The 20,365-nt window shown below is 44.8% G+C and carries 17 protein-coding genes and 1 pseudogene; 5 read left to right on the top strand and 13 right to left on the bottom strand.

Features of this window, described 5'->3' with window-relative positions:
* Positions 1 to 10 precede the first annotated feature (10 nt).
* Complete coding sequence (gene malG, locus OCV19_RS24195; RefSeq protein ID WP_048610621.1) at positions 11 to 901, top strand: maltose ABC transporter permease MalG; 891 nt, start codon at positions 11 to 13, stop codon at positions 899 to 901.
* Positions 902 to 1,463: 562 nt separating this feature from the next.
* Here the strand turns inward: malG and OCV19_RS24200 are convergent.
* The 4 genes and pseudogenes from OCV19_RS24200 to OCV19_RS24210 form a co-directional block, all read right to left on the bottom strand.
* A complete protein-coding gene (locus tag OCV19_RS24200; protein ID WP_083994361.1) occupies positions 1,464 to 1,736 on the bottom strand; it encodes a hypothetical protein in 273 nt (90 codons plus the stop codon).
* Between the two features lie 237 nt (positions 1,737 to 1,973).
* On the bottom strand, positions 1,974 to 2,477 hold the full coding sequence (locus tag OCV19_RS24205; RefSeq protein WP_065677204.1) for an acyl-CoA thioesterase: 504 nt from the start codon (positions 2,475 to 2,477) through the stop codon (positions 1,974 to 1,976).
* A gap of 407 nt (positions 2,478 to 2,884) precedes the next feature.
* A pseudogene (locus OCV19_RS24940) lies at positions 2,885 to 3,136 on the bottom strand (peptide ABC transporter substrate-binding protein); the annotation flags it as partial.
* A gap of 51 nt (positions 3,137 to 3,187) precedes the next feature.
* Positions 3,188 to 4,081 carry a DMT family transporter gene (locus OCV19_RS24210; protein WP_065677205.1) on the bottom strand — a complete coding sequence of 298 codons (894 nt, stop codon included), beginning with the start codon at positions 4,079 to 4,081 and terminating at the stop codon, positions 3,188 to 3,190.
* Between the two features lie 98 nt (positions 4,082 to 4,179).
* Here OCV19_RS24210 and OCV19_RS24215 point away from each other — a divergent pair, with 98 nt between their 5' ends.
* Positions 4,180 to 4,968 carry an AraC family transcriptional regulator gene (locus OCV19_RS24215; RefSeq protein WP_065677206.1) on the top strand — a complete coding sequence of 263 codons (789 nt, stop codon included), beginning with the start codon at positions 4,180 to 4,182 and terminating at the stop codon, positions 4,966 to 4,968.
* A 65-nt stretch (positions 4,969 to 5,033) separates the two neighbouring features.
* Here OCV19_RS24215 and OCV19_RS24220 read toward each other — a convergent pair whose 3' ends face one another.
* The 6 genes from OCV19_RS24220 to OCV19_RS24245 form a co-directional block, all read right to left on the bottom strand.
* Positions 5,034 to 6,167 carry a lipocalin-like domain-containing protein gene (locus OCV19_RS24220; RefSeq protein WP_065677207.1) on the bottom strand — a complete coding sequence of 378 codons (1,134 nt, stop codon included), beginning with the start codon at positions 6,165 to 6,167 and terminating at the stop codon, positions 5,034 to 5,036.
* Positions 6,167 to 8,725, bottom strand: coding sequence for an ABC transporter permease (locus OCV19_RS24225; RefSeq protein ID WP_065677208.1), 2,559 nt, complete (start codon positions 8,723 to 8,725; stop codon positions 6,167 to 6,169). Before OCV19_RS24225 ends, OCV19_RS24220 begins: the two co-directional genes overlap by 1 nt.
* Before the next feature lie 8 nt (positions 8,726 to 8,733).
* Positions 8,734 to 9,432: an ABC transporter ATP-binding protein gene (locus OCV19_RS24230; protein ID WP_065677209.1), complete on the bottom strand. Its 699-nt coding sequence runs from the start codon at positions 9,430 to 9,432 to the stop codon at positions 8,734 to 8,736.
* Positions 9,433 to 10,170: 738 nt separating this feature from the next.
* Positions 10,171 to 12,075 (bottom strand): bifunctional metallophosphatase/5'-nucleotidase, encoded by a 1,905-nt coding sequence (locus OCV19_RS24235; protein ID WP_065677210.1) that lies wholly within the window; start codon positions 12,073 to 12,075, stop codon positions 10,171 to 10,173.
* A 302-nt stretch (positions 12,076 to 12,377) separates the two neighbouring features.
* Positions 12,378 to 13,367, bottom strand: coding sequence for a zinc-dependent alcohol dehydrogenase family protein (locus tag OCV19_RS24240; RefSeq protein WP_065677211.1), 990 nt, complete (start codon positions 13,365 to 13,367; stop codon positions 12,378 to 12,380).
* Between the two features lie 26 nt (positions 13,368 to 13,393).
* Positions 13,394 to 14,176 (bottom strand): phytanoyl-CoA dioxygenase family protein, encoded by a 783-nt coding sequence (locus tag OCV19_RS24245; protein WP_065677212.1) that lies wholly within the window; start codon positions 14,174 to 14,176, stop codon positions 13,394 to 13,396.
* A 319-nt stretch (positions 14,177 to 14,495) separates the two neighbouring features.
* On the opposite strand from OCV19_RS24245, the gene OCV19_RS24250 reads away from it, so the two are divergent.
* Positions 14,496 to 15,683 carry a GGDEF domain-containing protein gene (locus OCV19_RS24250; RefSeq protein WP_065677213.1) on the top strand — a complete coding sequence of 396 codons (1,188 nt, stop codon included), beginning with the start codon at positions 14,496 to 14,498 and terminating at the stop codon, positions 15,681 to 15,683.
* 53 nt (positions 15,684 to 15,736) lie between these two features.
* Here OCV19_RS24250 and OCV19_RS24255 read toward each other — a convergent pair whose 3' ends face one another.
* The 3 genes from OCV19_RS24255 to OCV19_RS24265 all read right to left on the bottom strand — a co-directional run bounded on the left by OCV19_RS24255 (position 15,737) and on the right by OCV19_RS24265 (position 18,497).
* Positions 15,737 to 15,982, bottom strand: a complete 246-nt coding sequence (locus OCV19_RS24255) for a hypothetical protein (RefSeq protein ID WP_065677214.1) — start codon at positions 15,980 to 15,982, stop codon at positions 15,737 to 15,739.
* A gap of 175 nt (positions 15,983 to 16,157) precedes the next feature.
* Positions 16,158 to 17,039: a DMT family transporter gene (locus tag OCV19_RS24260; protein WP_065677215.1), complete on the bottom strand. Its 882-nt coding sequence runs from the start codon at positions 17,037 to 17,039 to the stop codon at positions 16,158 to 16,160.
* Between the two features lie 111 nt (positions 17,040 to 17,150).
* The gene (locus tag OCV19_RS24265; RefSeq protein WP_065677216.1) at positions 17,151 to 18,497 is read right to left on the bottom strand and encodes an MFS transporter; all 1,347 of its coding nucleotides are present in this window, start codon (positions 18,495 to 18,497) and stop codon (positions 17,151 to 17,153) included.
* A 320-nt stretch (positions 18,498 to 18,817) separates the two neighbouring features.
* Here OCV19_RS24265 and kduD point away from each other — a divergent pair, with 320 nt between their 5' ends.
* Both kduD and OCV19_RS24275 read left to right on the top strand, forming a co-directional pair.
* Positions 18,818 to 19,579 carry a 2-dehydro-3-deoxy-D-gluconate 5-dehydrogenase KduD gene (gene kduD, locus OCV19_RS24270; RefSeq protein ID WP_065677217.1) on the top strand — a complete coding sequence of 254 codons (762 nt, stop codon included), beginning with the start codon at positions 18,818 to 18,820 and terminating at the stop codon, positions 19,577 to 19,579.
* A 53-nt stretch (positions 19,580 to 19,632) separates the two neighbouring features.
* Positions 19,633 to 20,265 (top strand): RpiB/LacA/LacB family sugar-phosphate isomerase, encoded by a 633-nt coding sequence (locus OCV19_RS24275; RefSeq protein ID WP_065677218.1) that lies wholly within the window; start codon positions 19,633 to 19,635, stop codon positions 20,263 to 20,265.
* Positions 20,266 to 20,365 lie beyond the last annotated feature (100 nt).

Below are 20,365 nucleotides of genomic sequence, written 5' to 3' on the forward strand. Positions count from 1 at the left end.
GAGCACGACAATGGCTATGGTACAAGGTAAAGGCCTTAAATACCGACTATGGGCAACGCATTTTGCGCTGTGGTGCTTCTTAGCGCTGATTATTTTTCCACTGTTAATGATTATTGCTATCTCATTCCGTGAAGGTAACTTCGCAACCGGTAGCTTGATTCCAGATAACCCATCTTTGGAACACTGGAAGCTAGCATTAGGTATGTCAGTGACGAATGCTGATGGCTCGGTAACGCCACCTCCGTTTCCAGTACTGACTTGGTTATGGAATTCAATAAAAGTAGCAGGTATTACCTCTATTTTAATTGTGGCACTGTCTACAACATCGGCTTACGCATTTGCTCGTATGCGCTTCAAAGGTAAAGAAACTATCCTGAAAGCGATGATGATTTTCCAAATGTTCCCAGCAGTACTCGCTCTAGTAGCAATCTACGCGCTGTTTGACAAACTTGGTCAATACATTCCGTTCTTAGGCTTGAACACGCACGGTGGTCTAATCTTCTCTTACCTAGGTGGTATTGCACTGCACGTATGGACGATTAAGGGTTACTTTGAAACGATAGATAACTCTCTGGAAGAAGCGGCAGCACTTGATGGTGCAACACCTTGGCAAGCATTCAGACTGGTTCTACTACCACTGTCTGTGCCAATCCTAGCGGTTGTGTTTATTCTGTCTTTTATTGGTGTTGTTGGTGAGGTGCCAGTTGCTTCAATCCTACTATCGGATGTGAACTCTTACACACTAGCAGTAGGTATGCAGCAGTACCTATACCCTCAGAACTACCTATGGGGTGACTTTGCGGCAGCGGCTGTACTATCAGCGCTTCCGATTACTATCGTGTTCTTACTTGCTCAACGTTGGTTAGTTGGCGGTTTGACGGCAGGTGGTGTAAAAGGATAAGCTGTACTCTATAAGAAAGAAAAAGAGCGACCGTTAGGTCGCTCTATATTGGCATTTTTATTACATCATTTGGTTTGGCCGCCGATCAGTAATAAAAATAACCCTCAGGTTACGCATAGCTGGCTACTAATCAGGTTCCTTACGCTATTAATGATTAGTGGTTTTTGTAACTCTAACCCAGGTATTTACTTGGGTTTTTTTATGCCTGCTACTTTTTATTTTTTTGTCTTAGCGTTACTCGTCAACTATCGCGCTCATATCTACTTTAAAACCCAAAGTTTCGAGTTACTTCTCTCCTAAATACCGACCACTTCATTTTGGTTACTTGTAGAAATGAACTAGTCTCACAAATCAGACACTCAGTATAAGTGGCCGTTGTACTATTGATATGTTGCTAATATTCCAATGCGTGATACTTCAATGATTTGTATGCAACAAAACCTGAAATTGCACTGAAAATGTATGGGTAAGCGAGAGATAGTTACAGAATATTTAAGCGATATTCATGAGGGCTATGGAGGTGGGCTTACTTATATGCCTGGTTTTTGGTGGGACTTAGAAGTCAGAACTCTTTGCTCGAGGGAGCACAACCTAAGTGTTGCAATAACACATAGATGCTTTCTTGATCGAGTGCCACGCGACGAAATAGATCGGCAAATGTCGGATCTCCGCCAAAACACGTTAGGATATAGTGGTTGATTTCATTGCTGTCGTATCCTTCGACGTACAAAGTTCTAACCCATTGGTACTCAACAGCCTTTAAATTGTTCAGTGTAGACTCGCTAAGAGTGGGGCGTATGACGCTCAAGAGTGGCTCCAAGAAATTCAAATGCATCTATTATGATTGGCGGTATTTAATCAGAGCAAAATGACGACTTTATTACAGTCAAAATAAATCAGTGAACAAGTGCCGATTCATTTCAACCTTTGGCTGGGTATCACGCTCTTATCGTCTATATTTGGTGTGCAGCGGATGTGACTGTGTAGAGCACGAAGGTGTCAAATAGATCAATGCCAAGCAGGCGTTTGGCATTGTAATAAGGTTTTGTAGGGGGAGGGCTGCTGGTGGACCTTATTTCAGGTACTTCACGTGAGCTTCCATCTCTTCACCAATCTGTTTTCGCATGTTCATTAGGCGAATAGCCGAACCTCGTAATTCGATGTCTTCTGGCGTCTCTGGTATCCACTCTGGCACTTTAGTCGGATTACCATTCTCATCGACAGCGACCATAATAACGATACAGTGAGTTGTTAGGCGGTTATTGAGCTCTTTAGGGTCGCTTGCTTGCACGTCGATAGCGATATGCATTGAAGATGAACCTGTGTAGATGACCTTTGCACTTACCTCCACAAGGTTGCCTACATGAATTGGGGCAACGAATCGAATTCCGCCTGCATAGGCTGTTATACAGTATTTACCGCTCCAACCTGCAGAACAAGCGTAGGCTGCTAAATCGATCCACTTCATTGCTGCACCACCATGAACTTTACCACCAAAGTTCACATCCCCGGGTTCAGCTAAAAAACGCAGAGTAACGTCTCGTTTACCATCTTGTCGGCTATTGCTACTGCTCATCTATCTTCCTTCATTATTATTGTGCTGCATAACATGCTTGTTACTTGCTAGTAACAATATACTTAAGGTGACATAAGTTAAAGCGGATAATCTCACGGTTAAGACTATTTTTTTCAAACAGATGATCAGTTGATGAATATCGGTGCTTAAAGGCGTATCAGGCGAATGGCAAACATGGATGAAGTGATATCAAGTAAGAGAATAGAAATACTGATTAAGTCACTAGATAGGTTGATTGCAAAAAAAACACCTAGCGCAATGCTAGGTGTTTCTAAGCCGTGTGGTACTCATGTCGGTACCTTTTTTGTGTTAGCCAACTAACCGCTGTTGATTTGGTTTAGTTAAAGTGACTGTATCTCAGTCACCACTAAAGTGGTAGTGGTTATTGTTTTCTTATCAGCTCACTTTTACTGTTTCAAAAAGTATAGATCCTTCGCGTAGATATTTCCTTTCGGATTATTGTTTGGGAAGCCTTTTAGTGTATTTCGCACTAATCGTGTGTGATTGTAATGATATAGAGGCATAACTGCTGCAGAATCGTTGAGTAACGACTCAGCATGCTGATATAAAGTAAAGCGTTTAGACTGTTCTTCCGTTTTACTCGCTTGCTGTAAGAGCTCATCATAATCTGGATTACAGTAGCCACTCTCATTTGCTGTGAGAAACGTAAGTTTGAATATTTACCCTAATGTGAGCGTTGGGTAATGCGTTTAGCTTTGTTGAGGGAGAGGAGCCTCAAGCCTTGGTTTTCTTCTGATTTGAGCAAGGATGACACCTGAAATCACCATCACACCACCAATGATGTGGAACTGGTTAATCTCTTCGCCAAGCCATGTCGCGGCTAATACTATCGCTACAACCGGAAGCAAGTTCATGAACATCGCGCTTGAGTCAGCACCAATGGTGTCAATCGCTTTCACCCACATCCAAGGCGCTAAAATTGAAGCGGCAACCGCGGCGTAAGCTATCAATGGGAGCGCTTGTTGTGGTGGTAAAAGCTGTTCGCTGGTAAGCCAAAGTGGCGTAAGCATCGCGACAGCAAACAGACCCTGAATGTAAATCACCACCCAGCTACTGATTGGCATTTTCCAGCGTTTCAATAACACACAGTAAGAAGCATAAACAAAGGCCGCAATCAGCATATAGCCATCGCCCTGAGTCAATTCTTGATGCATGAAGAACAAAGGGTCGCCTTTGCCTAACATCAGAGCTAAGCCTGACAGTGACAACACACCGCCAACAATACTTAAACTAGAAATGGACTTGTGCAACAAAGGAACGCTTAGAAACACGCTGATCAATGGGACTAAAGACGTGATCAAGGCCATGTTGGAAGCGGTTGTGGTTAAGCCTGCGTAGTAACCTAGAGATTGGTTCAACACCATGCCTAAAAAGCCGAGGAACGCTAATTTCGATAGGTTTGGCTTAATGACAGCCCACTGCTTCATCACCGGGCGAATACAGAAAGGCGTGAGAATTAACATCGCAAAAAACCAACGGTAAAAACTCATCGCGCTAGGTTCTATGGTGCTTGCAGCAAGCTTGTTGACGATTGCATTGACGCCCCAGATACAGACTGTAAAAAATGGTAAGAGATAATGCATGTGAATTCCGTCGCAAATGAGTTGATGCGGCTAGTTTGACAGGTCGTTATACTTACAAGTATCTTTAGGAAGACATCAGGCGCGATAGGAAGACAAGTTTGAAAAAACAGTCCAGAAACCTTCATCCATCCTTATCAATTGATAAGGCACCATCCAACGTATTTATGAATTTTGAAGCGTTTCTTTCGAACACTGAAACCCGAGTTCATAGCCACTCATGGGGACAGGTTCAATTGATCAGTGGCGGTATATTAGAGATGGAAGCGGAAAGCACCCGATTTCTAGCACCACCGCATTTGGCGATTTGGGTACCGGCCGGGGTGATGCATTGCAGTTATAACCGTAAGCCTTTGGACTACTGTTCGCTAAATATCGCCCCAGAGCTAACGAAACATCTGCCAGATAAAACCAGCCTTATAAAGATCACGCCGATTGTGTCTTCTATCATCGATGATTTTCGCGATCGTGGGATCAATGTTGCGGAAACCGAGCAAGACCAAAGGCTCGTTCAGGTACTGCTTGACCAACTTGCGCAGCGTGAGGTTGAACACCACTTCTTGCCTTCAACCGATAATAAGTATCTAGCGCCTATATTGGCTTCTGTTGAAGAGAACCCAACCGATGAAGTGACGCTGAAAGATTGGGCTGAACGTGTCCACACCACGGAAAGAACCCTTTCTCGCCACTGCCAGACCGAGCTTGGAATGAGCTTTACCGAGTGGCGACTGCGAGTGCGCTACCTATACTCAATGGACTTGTTGAGAAACGGCCAATCGGTTAAAGAGGTCGCTCTTACATTGGGTTATAACCAAGCAAGCCCTTTTATCACCATGTTCAAACGTTACGCGAACCAAACACCAGAACAGTATAAGAACCGCTTGTTGTAGCTCGCTCTTGTTTCCAAATGATCAGATGTATTTGTTGTCAGATTTCACCTTTATTAATACAGGACTTAATACCCCGTCAACTCCATATAGCCAGTTCCGGAATGAGAGCCTTTAATCACGATTGGCCCCTCCCAATAGGGAACCGACAGCGGCATTTTGGCATTTGGATTGAGTGCCGAGACGGTCAGTTCGATTTGTTGAGTTGGAATCGAAACTTGCCACTCTGTTGGGTAGTCACGTCCATCGATTTCCGTTTGCATGATGGCTGTTAAGCTGATGTCTTGCTGCTTAATCGTGATGCCAGAACCGTCTTGCTGCATTAATCTTGCGTTAGCATAACTGGCTTTGCCTGATGTAGAGTTCCGAAGCTGGAATATCACCAAACTGGTTTCATCACTCAGCCTTAGCGCAAACCAATCCCAACCTTGTTGCGAGTCGAGTAAAAATTGCGAGCTCCATTCTCTGTCTATCCAACCTGTACCGGAAACCTGATGGGTTACTCCATCAATGGTTACCTCGCCTGATACATCGATGAATGGTTGGCTGTAGTAGTAGGAAGCCACTTTGCCATCGCTACTTTTAGTGCTGTAGCCTTGTTCGCCTTGCTTTTGATAAGGCGCGTTGTTGGTTAACTTAAGCGAGTATCCAAATTGATCCGAGTTAGCGACTAATGTCGCTGGGAACAGGTCATCGGTCGTCGACGTCCATTGCCAATCATCGAGATAAACACGAAACGGCGAACTGCCTACACCTGCTAGTTCAGCTTGATCGCGAGACCACTTTTCATCGGCGTAGTGCTTGTCTTTAGTGGTGACAGCACTGTGCGCCATGTAGATTTGCTGGCTTTGCCACGTGGTTTTCTTAGCGCCATTGCCACTTTCTTGTGGTGCAGCCGCGAAGCGGAACTGTGTCCACTGCAAGCCTAAAGTGTTGCCGTCTTCATCAATTAAGTTTGCGGTTAAGTACCACCATTCATGACGAAAATCTGGGTGTGCTTGATGGTCGGCAGGGAAGGTGATGTCGATACCTTTTACTACCGGCGTGAATTGCTCAGCCTCTTTTTGTGTTTCATCGTCGGTTTGTGTTTCTGCGCCAAGTATCGAACCCATATTTTGAGCTGATGGTTGAGTGGACTCCTCACACCCTAAAAGGAACAAGATGCCTAGTGTGAGAACGAAAACTCTTATTGCTCGATTCATCACAACACCTCGCTCTGTAAACTGGATACAACAGGTTTGCTGACCAAACGCCACAGTGGAATCAAGGTCGCAAACACAGCCACTAAAATGGTGATGGCTGCGATGCTGAATGCGTCACTCCAATTCCATACATAATTTAAACTCCAACCAAAGGCGCGCAGGGTAACGATGTCCGTCAACACATAACCGACCATAGCGCCGAGTGGTAAGGCGATAACCAGAGTGAAGGCGACCAGAACAACGATTTGCCCGACCACCATCGCCATCAATTTTTTCCGACTAACACCGAGCGCATACAGCCTTGCAATCGCGGCTTTACGTGCATCGAGCAACATGAAACAGGCGCAGAACAACCCTATCACCGCCACCATTAATGTGACGCCATTAAGCGCCCGAGTGATGGCAAAGGTTTGTGAGAAGATATCTAACGCGATCGATTTGATCTGTGCTTGATCGTAAAGCTGACTTGGGTGCAGATTGAGTTGTTGGCGTAGCTGTTCGTACACCACTTGTGGGTCGCCAGAAACTTTGATTCCCAAGCTGGTGGGTAAGTCAGTAAATCCGCTTTCGAGCCATAAATTAGGTGCAAGTAACACTTCCCCATTGGGTGAGCCGTAATCGTGGAAAATGGCCCCTACGATGAGTGTTTTGTCTTGGATCGCGTCGAGCTTGAGTTGGTTTCCAAGGGACAAGCCGAGCTTCACCGCAGTGGGTTCGCTGATCGCCACTAATTCACCTTGGTAAAAGCGCGTCCAGAAGTCATCAAGATAGGATTGGAACACCATGGTTTGCTCAAGTGTGTCCTTGTCTTTAGTGCCGAGCAAAGTCGGTAAGCCCTGTAAGTTATCATCGACGTAGTATTGCTTATAAACGGCTTCAACATTTTCAAACTGCTCTAACGAGCGCTCCACATTTGCGATTTCACCTTGGGCAGGGCTAACGTAAATATCGGCATGTAAGCGCTGTTCAAGCCATTGCTTTAACGTGAATTCAAAGCTGCCGACTAAGGTGTTCATCCCCACATTGGCGGTGACGGCGAGAAGCAACGCCATCATGGCAAGAGAAAGAGGGGAGATAAGTTCACGTAGCTCAGCAAACAGATATTGTATTAACCCCGATTGGGTGCGTTTTTCGCTCCAGTTCGCTAGCACGCTGAGTGTTTTGGGCAGGTACAAAGGAATCGACACCACTAACACACCGAGCCATGCCATGGTGAAGCGATGATGTTCGCTCAACCATAACCCTGCTAACGCGACAATGGTTAATACTGACCCGATAACAAACAGCTGATTTTCGTTAGAAGCTTCCGGCGCTTGATAGAAACCGCCATGGGAAGAGAGGGGGTGTCGCACCTGCTGTTTAAAGTGCTGCCAACACGCGACAAGCGTTGCGGCCAGCGTGAGCAGCAGTGCTTGCACTAACCATTGCCACTGCCATGTGCCGGGAAGCAGTGTCGCACCATAAAGTTGCTCAAGCGTGATCGCGACGGTGGGATGTAGCCAATGGCTGAGTTGAATGCCGAAAATGAAACCAAGCGACGCGCCCAGTGTGACTAAAAGAGTTAGCTCTACTAACAGAGCTGAAAACACGATGCTTGGAGCTATGCCGGCTTGTTGAATTTGCACCAACAGCCGATTGCGTTTCAGCAAACTGTACTTCACGCCATTGTAAGCGATGAACAGGCCAACCAAAAACGCTAACAAACTCATGGCGGTGAGGTTAAGGTGAAAGCTATCGGTAATTGAACCGAGATCCGTGCTTTGGTTGTTGGGTATCCATTGCCCTTGCTTGCCAATAAGGCTTTGCCATTTATCCTGAGTATTGCTGTTCGTGTTGCTGTTCGTGTTGCTGTTCGTGTCGCTCTTCGTGTCAAAAATAGCGATATAGCTCAGTTGCCCTTGCTTGTTAAGCAGTTGCTGAGCGAACCCAATATCCATCAACATTCGGCTACCGAGTTGCCATTCATCTGACAATACCACGACTTTGGTGAGCACTTCATCCAAAGTGAGTGTGTCTACTTCTCCCAAGTTCTGGTGTTGCGACTGGCTCATCATCACAATGGGTTCACCCGATAAGAGTTGCGGCAAAGGTAAGGCATTGTCGAACAGGGAAATGTTTGGCTCTTTGGTTTGAGTATTGCTTTTTTCGTCGATGCGAGAGTGGCGAGCTCTTGAAGTGAGGGCGGCGATTAGCTCACTGCCTTGAACTGACCAGCGTCGACCTTGTTCGTCTCTTGCTCGCCCTTCAATCACAGGTAGCGCAGCGCTTAATCCACTTTGTCTTAAGTTGAAGTAAAGCGATTCTGATAAATAGTTTTGCCCTGCTGGTGGAATGATAAGGTTCTGCGCTTGGGCGCTAAGTTGCTCGGTCGATTCTGCATAACTGCGTTTGGCATTGAGGTTGATGGCTTGCACTGCGACAAACAAGGTGACCGCAAGCACAATGCCGATCAGAATCGCTGCCGCTTGCAGTGGCGATTGACGATAGTGTGCCGCGAATAAATTTAGAGTCAGTCTGGTATGGGTGAGCTGGCTATGAGCGAAGCCAGTTTGCTTCATTGAATGACTCACAACGCTGCTGCTCTTGGGGTTAGCTCTGCGTTCCTTAAATAACCATCATCTAACACCAAACTTGTCTGCATAAAGCTGGCGCATTCCGGGCTGTGCGTAACCAAAAGCACGGCAGTGTTGCCTTGTGTAGTGATTTCACTCAGCAGCTTCATTACCTCAATGCCTGCTTTGTGGTCGAGGTTGCCTGTGGGTTCGTCGGCAAGCAGTAGCTTAGGTTTATGGGCTAACGCGCGCGCAATAGCGACTCGTTGTTGCTGACCGCCAGAGAGTGCGGATACGTGTCTTCCGAGTAGCTCGCTGATGCCCAATGCGTCAACTAAGTAATCGCACCAGTCGCTCCACTTCTGTTGATTTAAATGAAGAGGGAAGGCGATGTTTTGTTTTACGTTGAGTGGGGTCAATAAGTTGAACTGTTGAAAGATCACGCCCAATTTTTGATGGCGGAATCGGCTCCACTGTGGATCTTTCCAATTTGATGTATTCTCGCTATCGAGCCACAACTCGCCACCAGATAGAGGTGCAAACCCCGCAATGATGTTAAGCAGAGTACTCTTTCCACTGCCACTCGCCCCTGTCAAAGCCACGCTTGCCCCTGTCGCCAAAGCGAAGTCGACATTGTCCAACACGCTATGGGTGTCTTTACCATCAATAAAGTTTTTGCTGGCATGTGTGAGTGTGACAATTGGGCTTTCCATTTCCTTTCCTTATAACCAAAACTAACCATCAAAGGTGTCGTTACTTGTGGCAATTACCGAAGCGACAAGCTCTATAAAACTGTAGACAAAAATCTCAAACAATAGAGCGATTTATATCGAATTATTAATAACTTGTACTGCAAAAAGAGGGAAATAGATCAGTGTGAGGAGGAATACAGTTGTTAGTGGGAGTTTTGAGCCACCTCGGAGGCTTTTGGGCTGTTTATAGATAATAAATATCTATGTTAAAAAATTGTCCCAATTCCAATTCATTTTAAAAGAAAACGCCCCCGATTGGTTGAAGCCAATCAGGGTTAGTAAGGCCCAAGAAAATCTAGTTACTTGGACTTTATTGCGAGGATTAATTTCGCTAAGGCACCTAACAAAGCAGCGATAGCGAAAACCAATTCAGGGTTATTCATATTATTACCTATAAAGAAGCTCTCGCCTTATGTGAGAGATTCTTCGTATTATCAACATGCATGTGATGGAAGGCAAGATAAAGAAATGGGGCTGCCTGTGGATAACTATCTGATTTATTAGGTTTTACTAAAAGGGGGGCGGTGTAGCCTTCAAGTTGCAAAGTACTTGCTTACAATAGTAATGAGTGTGTCAAAGAGTCTGCTTTTACTTCTATTTTTCAACGTCACTTAATATGGATCGTACTCAACTTTCCGTAATTAACGACTTAACCACGCTCTAAGCGTCGTTAAGTCGTTATTGGTTTGAGAGCAGGGCTTAATTGAGCGCTTTGATCAGAGTGATTTCGCGTTTGATTTGCTTACTCTCTTGCTCAGTCGCCTGCGCCAGTTTCTTTTCGCGTGTGGTGATGGCAGCTTGTTTCGCTTCGTCAGATTTGAACAGCAGCTCTTTCACGTTGATAGAAGCGATGTTTGTGTAGCGGCCATCGTCACTGGTTGGGATTGATATGGTTTCATCATTGATCAACGACTTTACGATCTCTCGCTGTTCATTGTAACGGCTCTCCAAGCCAGAAAGTGCCCATCGTTGTTGAGGCTTGCCTTCATACTGACCGTTCTTTTCTTCCTTAAGAAACTTGATGGTCATGTTACGGATCGTGCCTGCTTCTTCTCCATACTCTGCTTCCGTATCAAAGAGTACAGGGAATGATTCACCTTCTAGCACGCCGCCTTTCTTGGTTAGATGACCCATTCGATAGCTATTCATACCAATACGGATTTCGGTTTCATCTGTAACAGGTGCCCCATCAGCAAACGCGAGGTTGGTGATGCGTGTACCTGCAGGCTGAGTGAGGTCGATGGTATAAGTTACGCCTGCGAAAAAGTCATTGGTTGAGTATTTTGATGCTCTGCGTTCAGGGTTAAAGCTGTAGGTCACATCACCGGGTTGCACTGAGTTGAAATAGCCCGCAGACCATTCCATATAGGTTCTTAGCTCTTTGCCTGTCATCTGGTAGACCGTGATTTCGCCACCTGCGTATTGGTAGTTGTACGCGATGTCTTTAGCTTTGATTGGACCAACATCAAGCTCTGCATTGTCGTTGTCTATTTGAAGTGCAATGACATTGGCTTTAGGTGCATAAAAGAAGCTCGCTTCTTGGAATAGCGCACTGATGCCTGTGTCTTGAACGTGGACTTGAGGGATACCGTGGATTTCGTTTTCTGGGACTAAATCAACGCCGGTAAGTTGAGCGACAGGTCTGTTCGCCATTTCTCGGAGTTGTTTATGATAAGGCTGGTATAGCTCGTCCATATTCTCATCAGAGTCGATACCTTTAATTTTATAGGTGAAACTGTCTTTGTTGACGAGAGTGAATGTGCCATCGCGCTCTTCAAATTGAAGATCGATACGAGATAGGGCGCGGCCATATTTGTCGGGCTCAGTAATAATAACGCCATTCACAACGGCCTTATCGATGCGAGTGTGCATGTGACCAGCGACGATGGCATCAAGCTCTGGGTTTGCATTGGCAATGTCGGTGACACCGGTGTCAGCAATGTCATTCTCGTTCTCAATCCCCATATGGGCAACCAATACGATGGCATCCACTTTATCATCAATTTCTTTGACGATTTTCTTCACTTCCAAGGTTGGATTAGTGAAAGTGACGCCTTCTAAACGGTTTGTACCTTGCGCAAAGACCTCCGTCATTGGGGTATCCATTCCGATCACGCCGATCTTAATGCCGCCGCGTTCAAGGATGGTGTAACCCGGCAAGAATGGGTTTCCGTTTTTGTTCTTGATGTTGCCACCGAGAGATTGCCCTTTAAATTGGGTAACGGCTCTGTTGAGGGTTTTGAGGCCAAAATCGAATTCGTGGTTACCTAAAACCCACACATCGTATTTCATGTGATTAAAGCCAAGCATCATTGGATCAACGGGCTCGTCTTTGAAGGTTTCAACGAAGTTGCCTTGGATGGTGTCACCAGCGTCGACAAGGATAATGTTAGATTGCTCTTTGCGGATCTCACCAACCTTGGTCGCGATTTGACTCAAACTACCACGAGTGTTGAGTTTATCTGCCGCGTAATCCCACGCCATAAAATGACCGTGGATATCTGAAGTACCCAGTATCGTGACATCGTGTATGTCGCCATCAGCTGCAAAGGTGGGAAAGGCTAGAGATAGTAGGATGGCGCTTGATAGTATGTGTCTTTTCATAAGTATGTTCACATCGTGGTTTTAAGTATGACGCTACCATATAGAATTGAGGCTACCTTATGGGTGACCAGTGTCATATTTCTAGTGATACAACTTATTGATGTTTCAAATAAATGTGACTCATGACTGTCTCGTAACCACTTAAGTTATGGAGAAACGCATTACAACTCTTTACTGCGTTCTCAATACTCAATTCCTTGAATCAAACTTTCTAAGCGTGGGGTATTAATAAACACGTTTGTAAGCTGTTGAACGTCTTGCCTGTTGAAATAAACAAGGTATATATATCGTTCAACTTTCACTTACTTTGGTAGTAAGACGATCTTGCCCTCTAAGCGTGTGGTTTTCGATTCAATGAGATCAATCGCGGTTTGCACTTCATCGAATGGCAGATAGCGGTCAACGTCGAGCTGAATGTCGTTTGTGATGAAGTGATCTAGCATGGTCGTGAACTTATCACGGCGAACATCTTTACCTTCCGCTTCCTCCCAATAACGTAAGAAGAAGGTGCTGAAATCGATGTCTTGGCTTTTCGCGTACTCAAAGAAGCGTGGTTCGTAAAAATCCAACGACAGCGTCCCATAGTTGATAAAACGCCCATTGTTGCCAAGGGTGTGAATAAGGTTGGTTCCGGGTGAACCGCCAATCGCATCAAAGGCAACGGTTGGCATCGGCAAGCCTAACGCCTTAATTTGAGGAGCTAAATCGTCGTTTGCATCTAACACCCAACTGGAAGTGGCTGGATATTGTTCCGGCTGTGATGTAACAACAATGATTTTGAAGCCGAGTGATGCTGATAACTGGAAAAAAATCTTACCGATGGCAGAGCTGCCCGCGTTGATGATCAACACATCTTCATGGGTCAACTTGGCTATTTCTGTCGTTAGCACCCATGCAGTTAGCGCATTAATGTACAACTGACAGGCGTAGCCATTGTCTAAATGTTGAGGAATTTGGAACAGGTCATCTGGTGATACATCGACATAGTTCTGCCATGTTCCACTGGTTACCACAAGCACGCGCTGATTCACTGAAAACTCAGCACTGCTGGATTCTACAACCCTTCCTACCGCTTCAAATCCCGGTACTCTCGGCGGCTGGTGGCTATGTTTGTACTGCCCAACACCATAAATCGACAACAGATCACTAGGGTTGATGTTAGTGGCTTCAATTTGTACGCGAATTTTATCTTTGTCTAGTGCCCCCAAAGCGACATGTTCTAACTTGAGAGATTCTTTTGGCTGACCGAAACGGAACTGGCTAATTCGGGTATTTTGCTTAGTGTCAGTCATAGCTAGGGCACCTTTATGGATTATGATTACTGCATTGATTTTAAGTGTAGCGTGTTCATAAACAATCTTGGGTCGGCAATACTGTTCAACATAGCTGGTGTTGGTAAACAGTCGTCATCAACGTAGTCGACATAATCTGCCGCCGAATCGAAGATCAAAATATCCAAAGCCAAACGATCCAAGCCATATCGGCCTCGGTGGATCATATCCGCTGAAAACACCAATAAGTCACCGGCGGCTAACGGTATCTGCTTACCGCCAGAGATGTCATCGCTGCTCACTTTGCCGTTTTCTTCTTGGCGAACGTTGTATTCTTCTTCGTTGTCCCAGCGTTTGTGTGTTCCGGGGATAAGCTCCATCCCGGGTTCATCAAATATAGGTACACGGAGGTGCAATACTTGAGTTTCCATGATGACTTTCATCTGGTCATCAATGTCATAGTCGTATTGACAGTCGCGATGCCAGAAGTCTTTTTGTTGCGGGTTCACAGGGTTGAAAAACAGCTGCGTGTTCATGAATGCCGGTTTGTTTGGTATCACCGCATCGACCACTTCCATCACTTTTTTTGAGCTGATGAAGTCAAACAGTACGGTTCTATCGTCGGCGGGTAGATACTCGCTTCCGGTAATCAAAGATGAGTTAAATGCCTCTTCTTTATAGAATTCTTCGTTGTCTGCTTTCCATGATTCATGAAATTTCAGCACGACTTTTCTAAGCGATGCAATTTGAGCTTCATTGAAGTAATTTCTGATAACAAAGTAACCATGTTCGTCGTAACGGTCACTTAATTGTTGGCTGTTTTCTACCACTGAATACCTTCGTTCATTCTTTGCTGTGTAATAACTAAGGTCAACAGCCCTAGAGATTTCTTGGGCGCATAATGCCAGACAGTTGTCATTCAACCAAGTAAGGAGTGCAGAAGCCTGTAGATTCGGTGATGTTATGAAGCAATATTGAGGGCGAGTGTTACATGCCAATCCATTTCATGGACTCATACGACAAAAATCTCCGCATATGTGATCTACCCCTTATTTTGTAAAATGAAAAGATTCATATGGTGAATGTTTTTATGGTTTACATGATTATTGACCATGTTGAAATTTAGTTGCGTATGGAAGATAGAAAATCATGGATGGTTTTTCGCTGGATATGAGAACACTTAATTTTATTATTATTTTGTTCTCTTTCATTTACTGCATTGGCTTGTTGCTGTTCCAATTTACGCAACAGTCAATTAAAGGGCTCTCGAGCTTTTCCCTTTCAATATTTGTTATTGGAACTGGGCCGTTGATGTTGAGCCTAAGGGGGGAGTTACCGGATTGGATCACTGTTATTGGTGCTAATATGGTCATTGCGCTTGGTTTTCATCTCGCTTTGTATAGTTTATGCCTGTTCCGAGAATACTCCTTAAAATGTACCTACTTCAGCAGTTTGATGATATTGGCTCTTCTGCTAGGTTTTATTCACTTCACGTACTATGAACCTTCCATCAAGGCTCGAATTATTCTCATTAGTTTCTATTTAGCCTTTGTCACTCTTTGCACTGCCTTTGTGGTGTTAAAGGGTCAACGTTATGACTTAAACTTAGCTACTCGGATGATGGCCTTATCATTTTTGATATATGGCGGGTTTATGGCTTTCCGGGTATTGGTGACGCTATTTTCTGCTGAGCTGCAGGATTTCATGACGGCCGCGCTGATTCATCAACTTGCCTTTTTAGTGAGTATTGTTCTTATCGTGTCGATGAGCTTCACAATGCTCTGGTTGATTAATGCAAGATTGCTTAGGTCTATTCATGATCTGTCTTACAGCGATCCTTTAACGGCACTTGGAAACCGCAGAGCATTAGATGAAATGGTTCCAGTTATCATGAAGCAGGCGGGGACTACGCCTGTCAGTGCCATTATGATGGATATTGATAATTTTAAGTCGATCAATGACCAACACGGACACATAGTGGGTGATCTCGTTATCAAGTCTTTTGCTGAAATGGTTCAAAGTGCAATCAAAACATCGCCTACAGCCAGTGCGTTCCGTTTTGGCGGAGACGAGATAATGATTTTATTGCCCAATGTTAATTTCCTACAAGCACAGGCTATTGCTTGCAAGTTGCGGTTGTCTATTTCAGAGATCTCAGCAGTGCAAGGAAATGAGATGTTTCTGACGTCGAGTTTCGGTGTTGCTCAGCTTCACCCGAATGAGAGTTGGAATGGGTTTGTTAGCCGAGCCGATAAAGCGTTGTATCAAGCGAAAACAAACGGTCGTAATATGATTTCAATTTGTCCTAGTCATATTAACGAACTCGTCACTGCCTGATGATGACAGGTCTTTATGCGTTAGTTTGACCCGCCACTATTTTGATAAAGCCATTATATTGTTGGCAGTGGCGCTGAGTCTGCTTTTTGGCTTTGCGTTAACGTCTGTGAGGCAGTAGCTTTAGTTTCTTCCGTAGACGTAAAATGTTTATCAGTTAGCGTCACGGTCATTCCTTCATGCTTCACTGTTGTGCTTGACGCTTCTAATTGGGCTTGGTTTGTTGTCGCGGGCTCTGCGAATGCCATCATTGAGGTTGTAAAAAAGATCGTTGCTAGTGCGATTTGAGTAAGGGTTTTCATTGGGCTGTATGCTATTGGGTAATGATTAATAGCTGATACGTGCACTATAAAAATTATGTGGAGGCCGTTCTTATCATTTTACGCCACCGTAATATTTATGCGGTGGGTGAATATTTCACTGGGGTATGATTTCCAGTCCTCTTTGACCCAACGTCCAAGTATGGCGACGTTCAAATCACTGCCACATCACCAATACCGCTGCGATAGAGAGTAAGATGAGTGCAACAATGTCTTTGCGAGCAATACTTTGCCCCAACCAGAAGTAAGAGATTAACACCATAAAGACCACCTCAACTTGTCCCAACGTTTTCACATAAGGCACGGCTTGAAGTGACATTGCACTAAACCAGCCAAGAGAACCGATCACACTGGCTAGGCTTGTCATCACCACCAATCTCGACTTCTTGAATATCTGGTGTAACGTGTCGCGTTCTCTGAAAAAGAGGTACGTACAGATAATCACTGTTTGAAGAGAAATAACTAGGAACAGCACCCACGCTGCACTATGAGGGAAGGGAAGGCCGATGTTCAAGCTGGCTTCTCGAACCCAAAGAGACGTTAAAGCAAACGCGGTACTGCAAGCCATACCTAACAAAAACACTTTGGGGGAAAGGCTTCGCCAACCTGAAGCGCTACTCATGATGAGCACGCCCAAGGTGCCAATTAATACGCCTACCCAGCCTGTAACGGTCAACGCTGTGCCAAAAAATAACACGGAAAGCACAGCAGAAACCGGAGCTTCACACTTGGCAAGTCCAGCACCAATCGCATAGTTTTCGAGCTTAAATAACATCACCATCAAGCCTGTTGCAAGGATCTGCATGATTGCCGCAGCAACTATGTAGAAAACAAACTCACCGGAAAAATTAGGCGCGGAGACTGGCTGCCATTGGTACAGCGAATAGAGATAAATAAGGGCGATTGGGCCTGCCCAAATAAATCGCGCCAACGTCACGCCAGCCACACTCATGGTGTCACTTAATTTGCTTTGAAAGGCATTGCGCCAAGATTGGCTAAAGGCAGCAAGGAGAGTAAAGGCTATCCAACTAAAAGACATGACGCGTCCATATGATATGTAATTTGCTGATTATATTAACAAATAAAACCAATATAAGAAGCGACTTGTTCTTTCAATAAGCAATAGTTAGTTGCGTGAGCCGCTCAGTTTTTAAGGTTGTTCGGTTTTGAAGATCGCTTGTTTTCTGTTCTTGAAGTAGAACAGCGCGCTTATCGAAATGAACAGTAAGGTGAAGTAATAGAAAAACGAAGACAGTGAGGCCGAGAAGGCAAGGTTCTGTTCTATTTCTTGTTCGGTGTAGCCTTGAGACACCAACTTATAGTAGTAAGCGTACAAGATACCGATCAGACCGTATCCGAGGTTAAACATCAAACCTTTGAAACTAAGGACGGTGGCTCGGTTGTGTGATTCGGTCTTTTTATTCAGGTGGTAGCTGATGAAAATGTTCATCGTCATGATGATAAAGATTAATACTAGTGCCGGAATGACCCCGTAAATTGACCAACCTAAACTGATCCAGTAATAAGTCGCCATGCTTGCCAATCCCATAACCACAATGAAGGTTTTAGGCTCAATGCTCTCTGCTAATCTTCGGCTTTGCCCTGCCAAGATGATCTTAAGCAAGCTTATACCCGCGCCAATAAAACCAAAGTAGATAATTGGAATATCAATCGACAGATAGTATTGGCTGTTCATGGTTAGGAACATGCGTGAGGTGTGTTCGAATAGGCTGTAGTAGAGCAAGATAAACAGTATGTAAGGCGTAGCAAATACCCACTTACCCGCATCGATCGTCAATTTTAGACTTGAGATCGTGGTTGCCAATTTGGTCTGGTCGCTTGGCATCACCTTTTTCTCTTCGCGCATATTAATCGCGGCATAGATGGCGATCATCGCTACAAATAGGGTGGCGAACACAGGAATACGCATCAGATCTTTCGTGCTTTCTGGTTCGGCTAGTCCAAGAAAATGAAAGATGTTCGCCATAAAATTCACGTCGTACATCGCCGCACCAATCAGCGTGACAAAGATACCGACGGTTGAGGCGATACGAAGCTGGATTTGCAGCACTCGAGGCCACAACTCTTCATTGCCTTGTTCCTTTAAAGTGTCGTAGGCCAATGCCTCGTCAGCACCGCTGGCCAGTGCCATCGCTAAGCCACTGAGAATCCGGTTAATCAGAAAAACAATGAACACCAAGTCGGGGTTTCCGGTTGGTACTAGCGCGATCATCGCGATCTCAACAAACATCACGATCGAAGACAGCACCACCAGTTTCTTGCGGCCTAAGGTATCAGCGAATGCACCCGACGGTACTTCAGCAAGCACAATAGTGGCTGCCCAAACTACATTGAGTATCGCGAATTGAGAAAGGGTTAGCCCGTAATCTAAATAAAGTAGGGTGAATATAGGGTAATAAAAACGCGCAAAGTAGCTGCTTCTAAACATTAAGAAGTAGCGGACATTGGGAATTTTAAGGATCTCTTTGAGCGTCATGATAATTTCAGTAATTTAGATAACACATCATTATGTATAACCCTTTTACTCTTTTAAATCATGGAATTGTTGCCAAAATCCCTAAAATATCTGGTTAAGGTGATCTTCGAGATCATGGTTCATAGTCGGTTATAGGCTTCTGTTCTTCAAATCACTTCCCCCCATTCATTTAGTTTGTGCTGCTCGTTTCAGCTTGTTCGACTGATTTTGGTGCAAGGTCGAAATTCTACAACGTCGCTTTCGCATTTACATCTTATTGTATGATTTAATTATTGGTAGTAATGATACGCAATGAATCCAATGTAATTGAGGAAGCGAGCATGATCTTAGAGTCATTCAGTCTGGAAGGTAAAGTAGCGATAGTGACTGGCTGCAATACGGGTCTTGGGCAAGGCTTAGCATTAGGCCTAGCGGAAGCTGGTTGTATGGTTGTCGGTGTTAACCGAACAGAACCTGAAGAGACTATTGAAAAAATGAGTGCAGCAGGCCATTCGTTCTTAAACGTGAGTGCTGATCTTCTCGATCAAGCGTGCATTCCAGGGGTTATAGAGCGCACTTTGGCTGAGTTTGGCCAAGTCGACATTCTCGTGAACAATGCAGGAATTATTCGCCGCCAAGATGCTATTGAGTTCTCAGAGCAAGATTGGGATGACGTAATGAACGTGAACACCAAGACAGTGTTCTTTATGTCTCAGGCTGTTGCAAAGCAGTTTAAGGCTCAAGGTACTGGCGGAAAGATCATTAACATTGCATCGATGCTCTCATTCCAAGGTGGCATTCGAGTTCCTTCCTATACGGCTTCAAAAAGCGCTGTGATGGGAGTGACACGTGCTATGGCGAACGAATGGGCGCGCGACAATATCAATGTGAATGCGATAGCACCCGGTTATATGGAAACGAACAATACTCAAGCTCTGCGTGAAGATGCTGAGCGCAATCAAGCGATTCTTGAGCGTATTCCGGCTGAGCGCTGGGGTAAACCGCAAGATATCGCAGGTCCTTGTGTGTTCTTAGCATCATCAGCATCGGATTACATTAATGGCTATACCATTGCTGTTGACGGTGGTTGGTTAGCACGCTAGTTGGTTTTTTACTCTAAATTTTGAGTTTGCAGCAATCTTGCAGGAGAAGATAAATCAAAATCGCTTTAATGATGGAAAACAGTCAGGCAGGTAAAAATGCCATGGTTGCAGCTGAGCTAGAGTCAGTGGTGGGTGGCATTGGTCACGATGTTTTCAACTTAGGTATGACCGACGAGAATGATCACCACTTAACGTATATCCACTTAGGTATCATGGCCAGTATTCTGATCAACTCAAAGGCTGTGGACTTTGTTGTGACGGGATGTGGAACAGGGCAAGGTGCTTTGATGTCACTGAACCTGCATCCGGGTGTGGTTTGTGGTTACTGCCTAGAGCCATCAGATGCTTTCTTGTTTAACCAAATCAACAACGGCAATGCTCTCGCTTTTGCTAAAGGCTTTGGCTGGGCAGGTGAACTCAACATTCGTTATATCTTTGAAAAAGCGTTCACAGGCGAGCGTGGTAATGGGTATCCACTAGAACGTGCAGAACCACAGCAACGTAATGCAGCAATTTTGAATGAAGTGAAAGCGGCGGTGGTAAAAGGTAACTTTATTGATTCTCTGAGAGCTATCGACCAAGATCTAGTGAAAACAGCGGTTGGCAGCGAGCGTTTCCAACAATGCTTCTTTGAGCATTGCCAAAACCAAGAAATCGCTGATTATGTTCGTTCACTTTTAGATTAATTAGAGCGTTTAGTTCTGATAGAGCCAGCCTTGTTCGGCTGGCTTTTTGATGAATAATTAAAGCAACGTAATGAGACAAACAGTAATCAACTGGCTAAAT

The sequence above is a fragment of the Vibrio celticus genome (assembly GCF_024347335.1).
GTDB lineage: Bacteria > Pseudomonadota > Gammaproteobacteria > Enterobacterales > Vibrionaceae > Vibrio > Vibrio celticus.

Excerpts from the sequence above, each read along its gene's own strand:
- malG (WP_048610621.1), top strand. The coding sequence starts at position 11 with ATGGCTATGGTACAAGGTAAAGGCCTTAAATACCGACTATGGGCAACG.
- OCV19_RS24200 (WP_083994361.1), bottom strand. The coding sequence starts at position 1,736 with ATGCATTTGAATTTCTTGGAGCCACTCTTGAGCGTCATACGCCCCACT.
- OCV19_RS24205 (WP_065677204.1), bottom strand. The coding sequence starts at position 2,477 with ATGAGCAGTAGCAATAGCCGACAAGATGGTAAACGAGACGTTACTCTG.
- OCV19_RS24210 (WP_065677205.1), bottom strand. The coding sequence starts at position 4,081 with ATGCATTATCTCTTACCATTTTTTACAGTCTGTATCTGGGGCGTCAAT.
- OCV19_RS24220 (WP_065677207.1), bottom strand. The coding sequence starts at position 6,167 with ATGAATCGAGCAATAAGAGTTTTCGTTCTCACACTAGGCATCTTGTTC.
- OCV19_RS24225 (WP_065677208.1), bottom strand. The coding sequence starts at position 8,725 with ATGAAGCAAACTGGCTTCGCTCATAGCCAGCTCACCCATACCAGACTG.
- OCV19_RS24230 (WP_065677209.1), bottom strand. The coding sequence starts at position 9,432 with ATGGAAAGCCCAATTGTCACACTCACACATGCCAGCAAAAACTTTATT.
- OCV19_RS24235 (WP_065677210.1), bottom strand. The coding sequence starts at position 12,075 with ATGAAAAGACACATACTATCAAGCGCCATCCTACTATCTCTAGCCTTT.
- OCV19_RS24240 (WP_065677211.1), bottom strand. The coding sequence starts at position 13,367 with ATGACTGACACTAAGCAAAATACCCGAATTAGCCAGTTCCGTTTCGGT.
- OCV19_RS24250 (WP_065677213.1), top strand. The coding sequence starts at position 14,496 with ATGGATGGTTTTTCGCTGGATATGAGAACACTTAATTTTATTATTATT.
- OCV19_RS24255 (WP_065677214.1), bottom strand. The coding sequence starts at position 15,982 with ATGAAAACCCTTACTCAAATCGCACTAGCAACGATCTTTTTTACAACC.
- OCV19_RS24260 (WP_065677215.1), bottom strand. The coding sequence starts at position 17,039 with ATGTCTTTTAGTTGGATAGCCTTTACTCTCCTTGCTGCCTTTAGCCAA.
- OCV19_RS24265 (WP_065677216.1), bottom strand. The coding sequence starts at position 18,497 with ATGACGCTCAAAGAGATCCTTAAAATTCCCAATGTCCGCTACTTCTTA.
- kduD (WP_065677217.1), top strand. The coding sequence starts at position 18,818 with ATGATCTTAGAGTCATTCAGTCTGGAAGGTAAAGTAGCGATAGTGACT.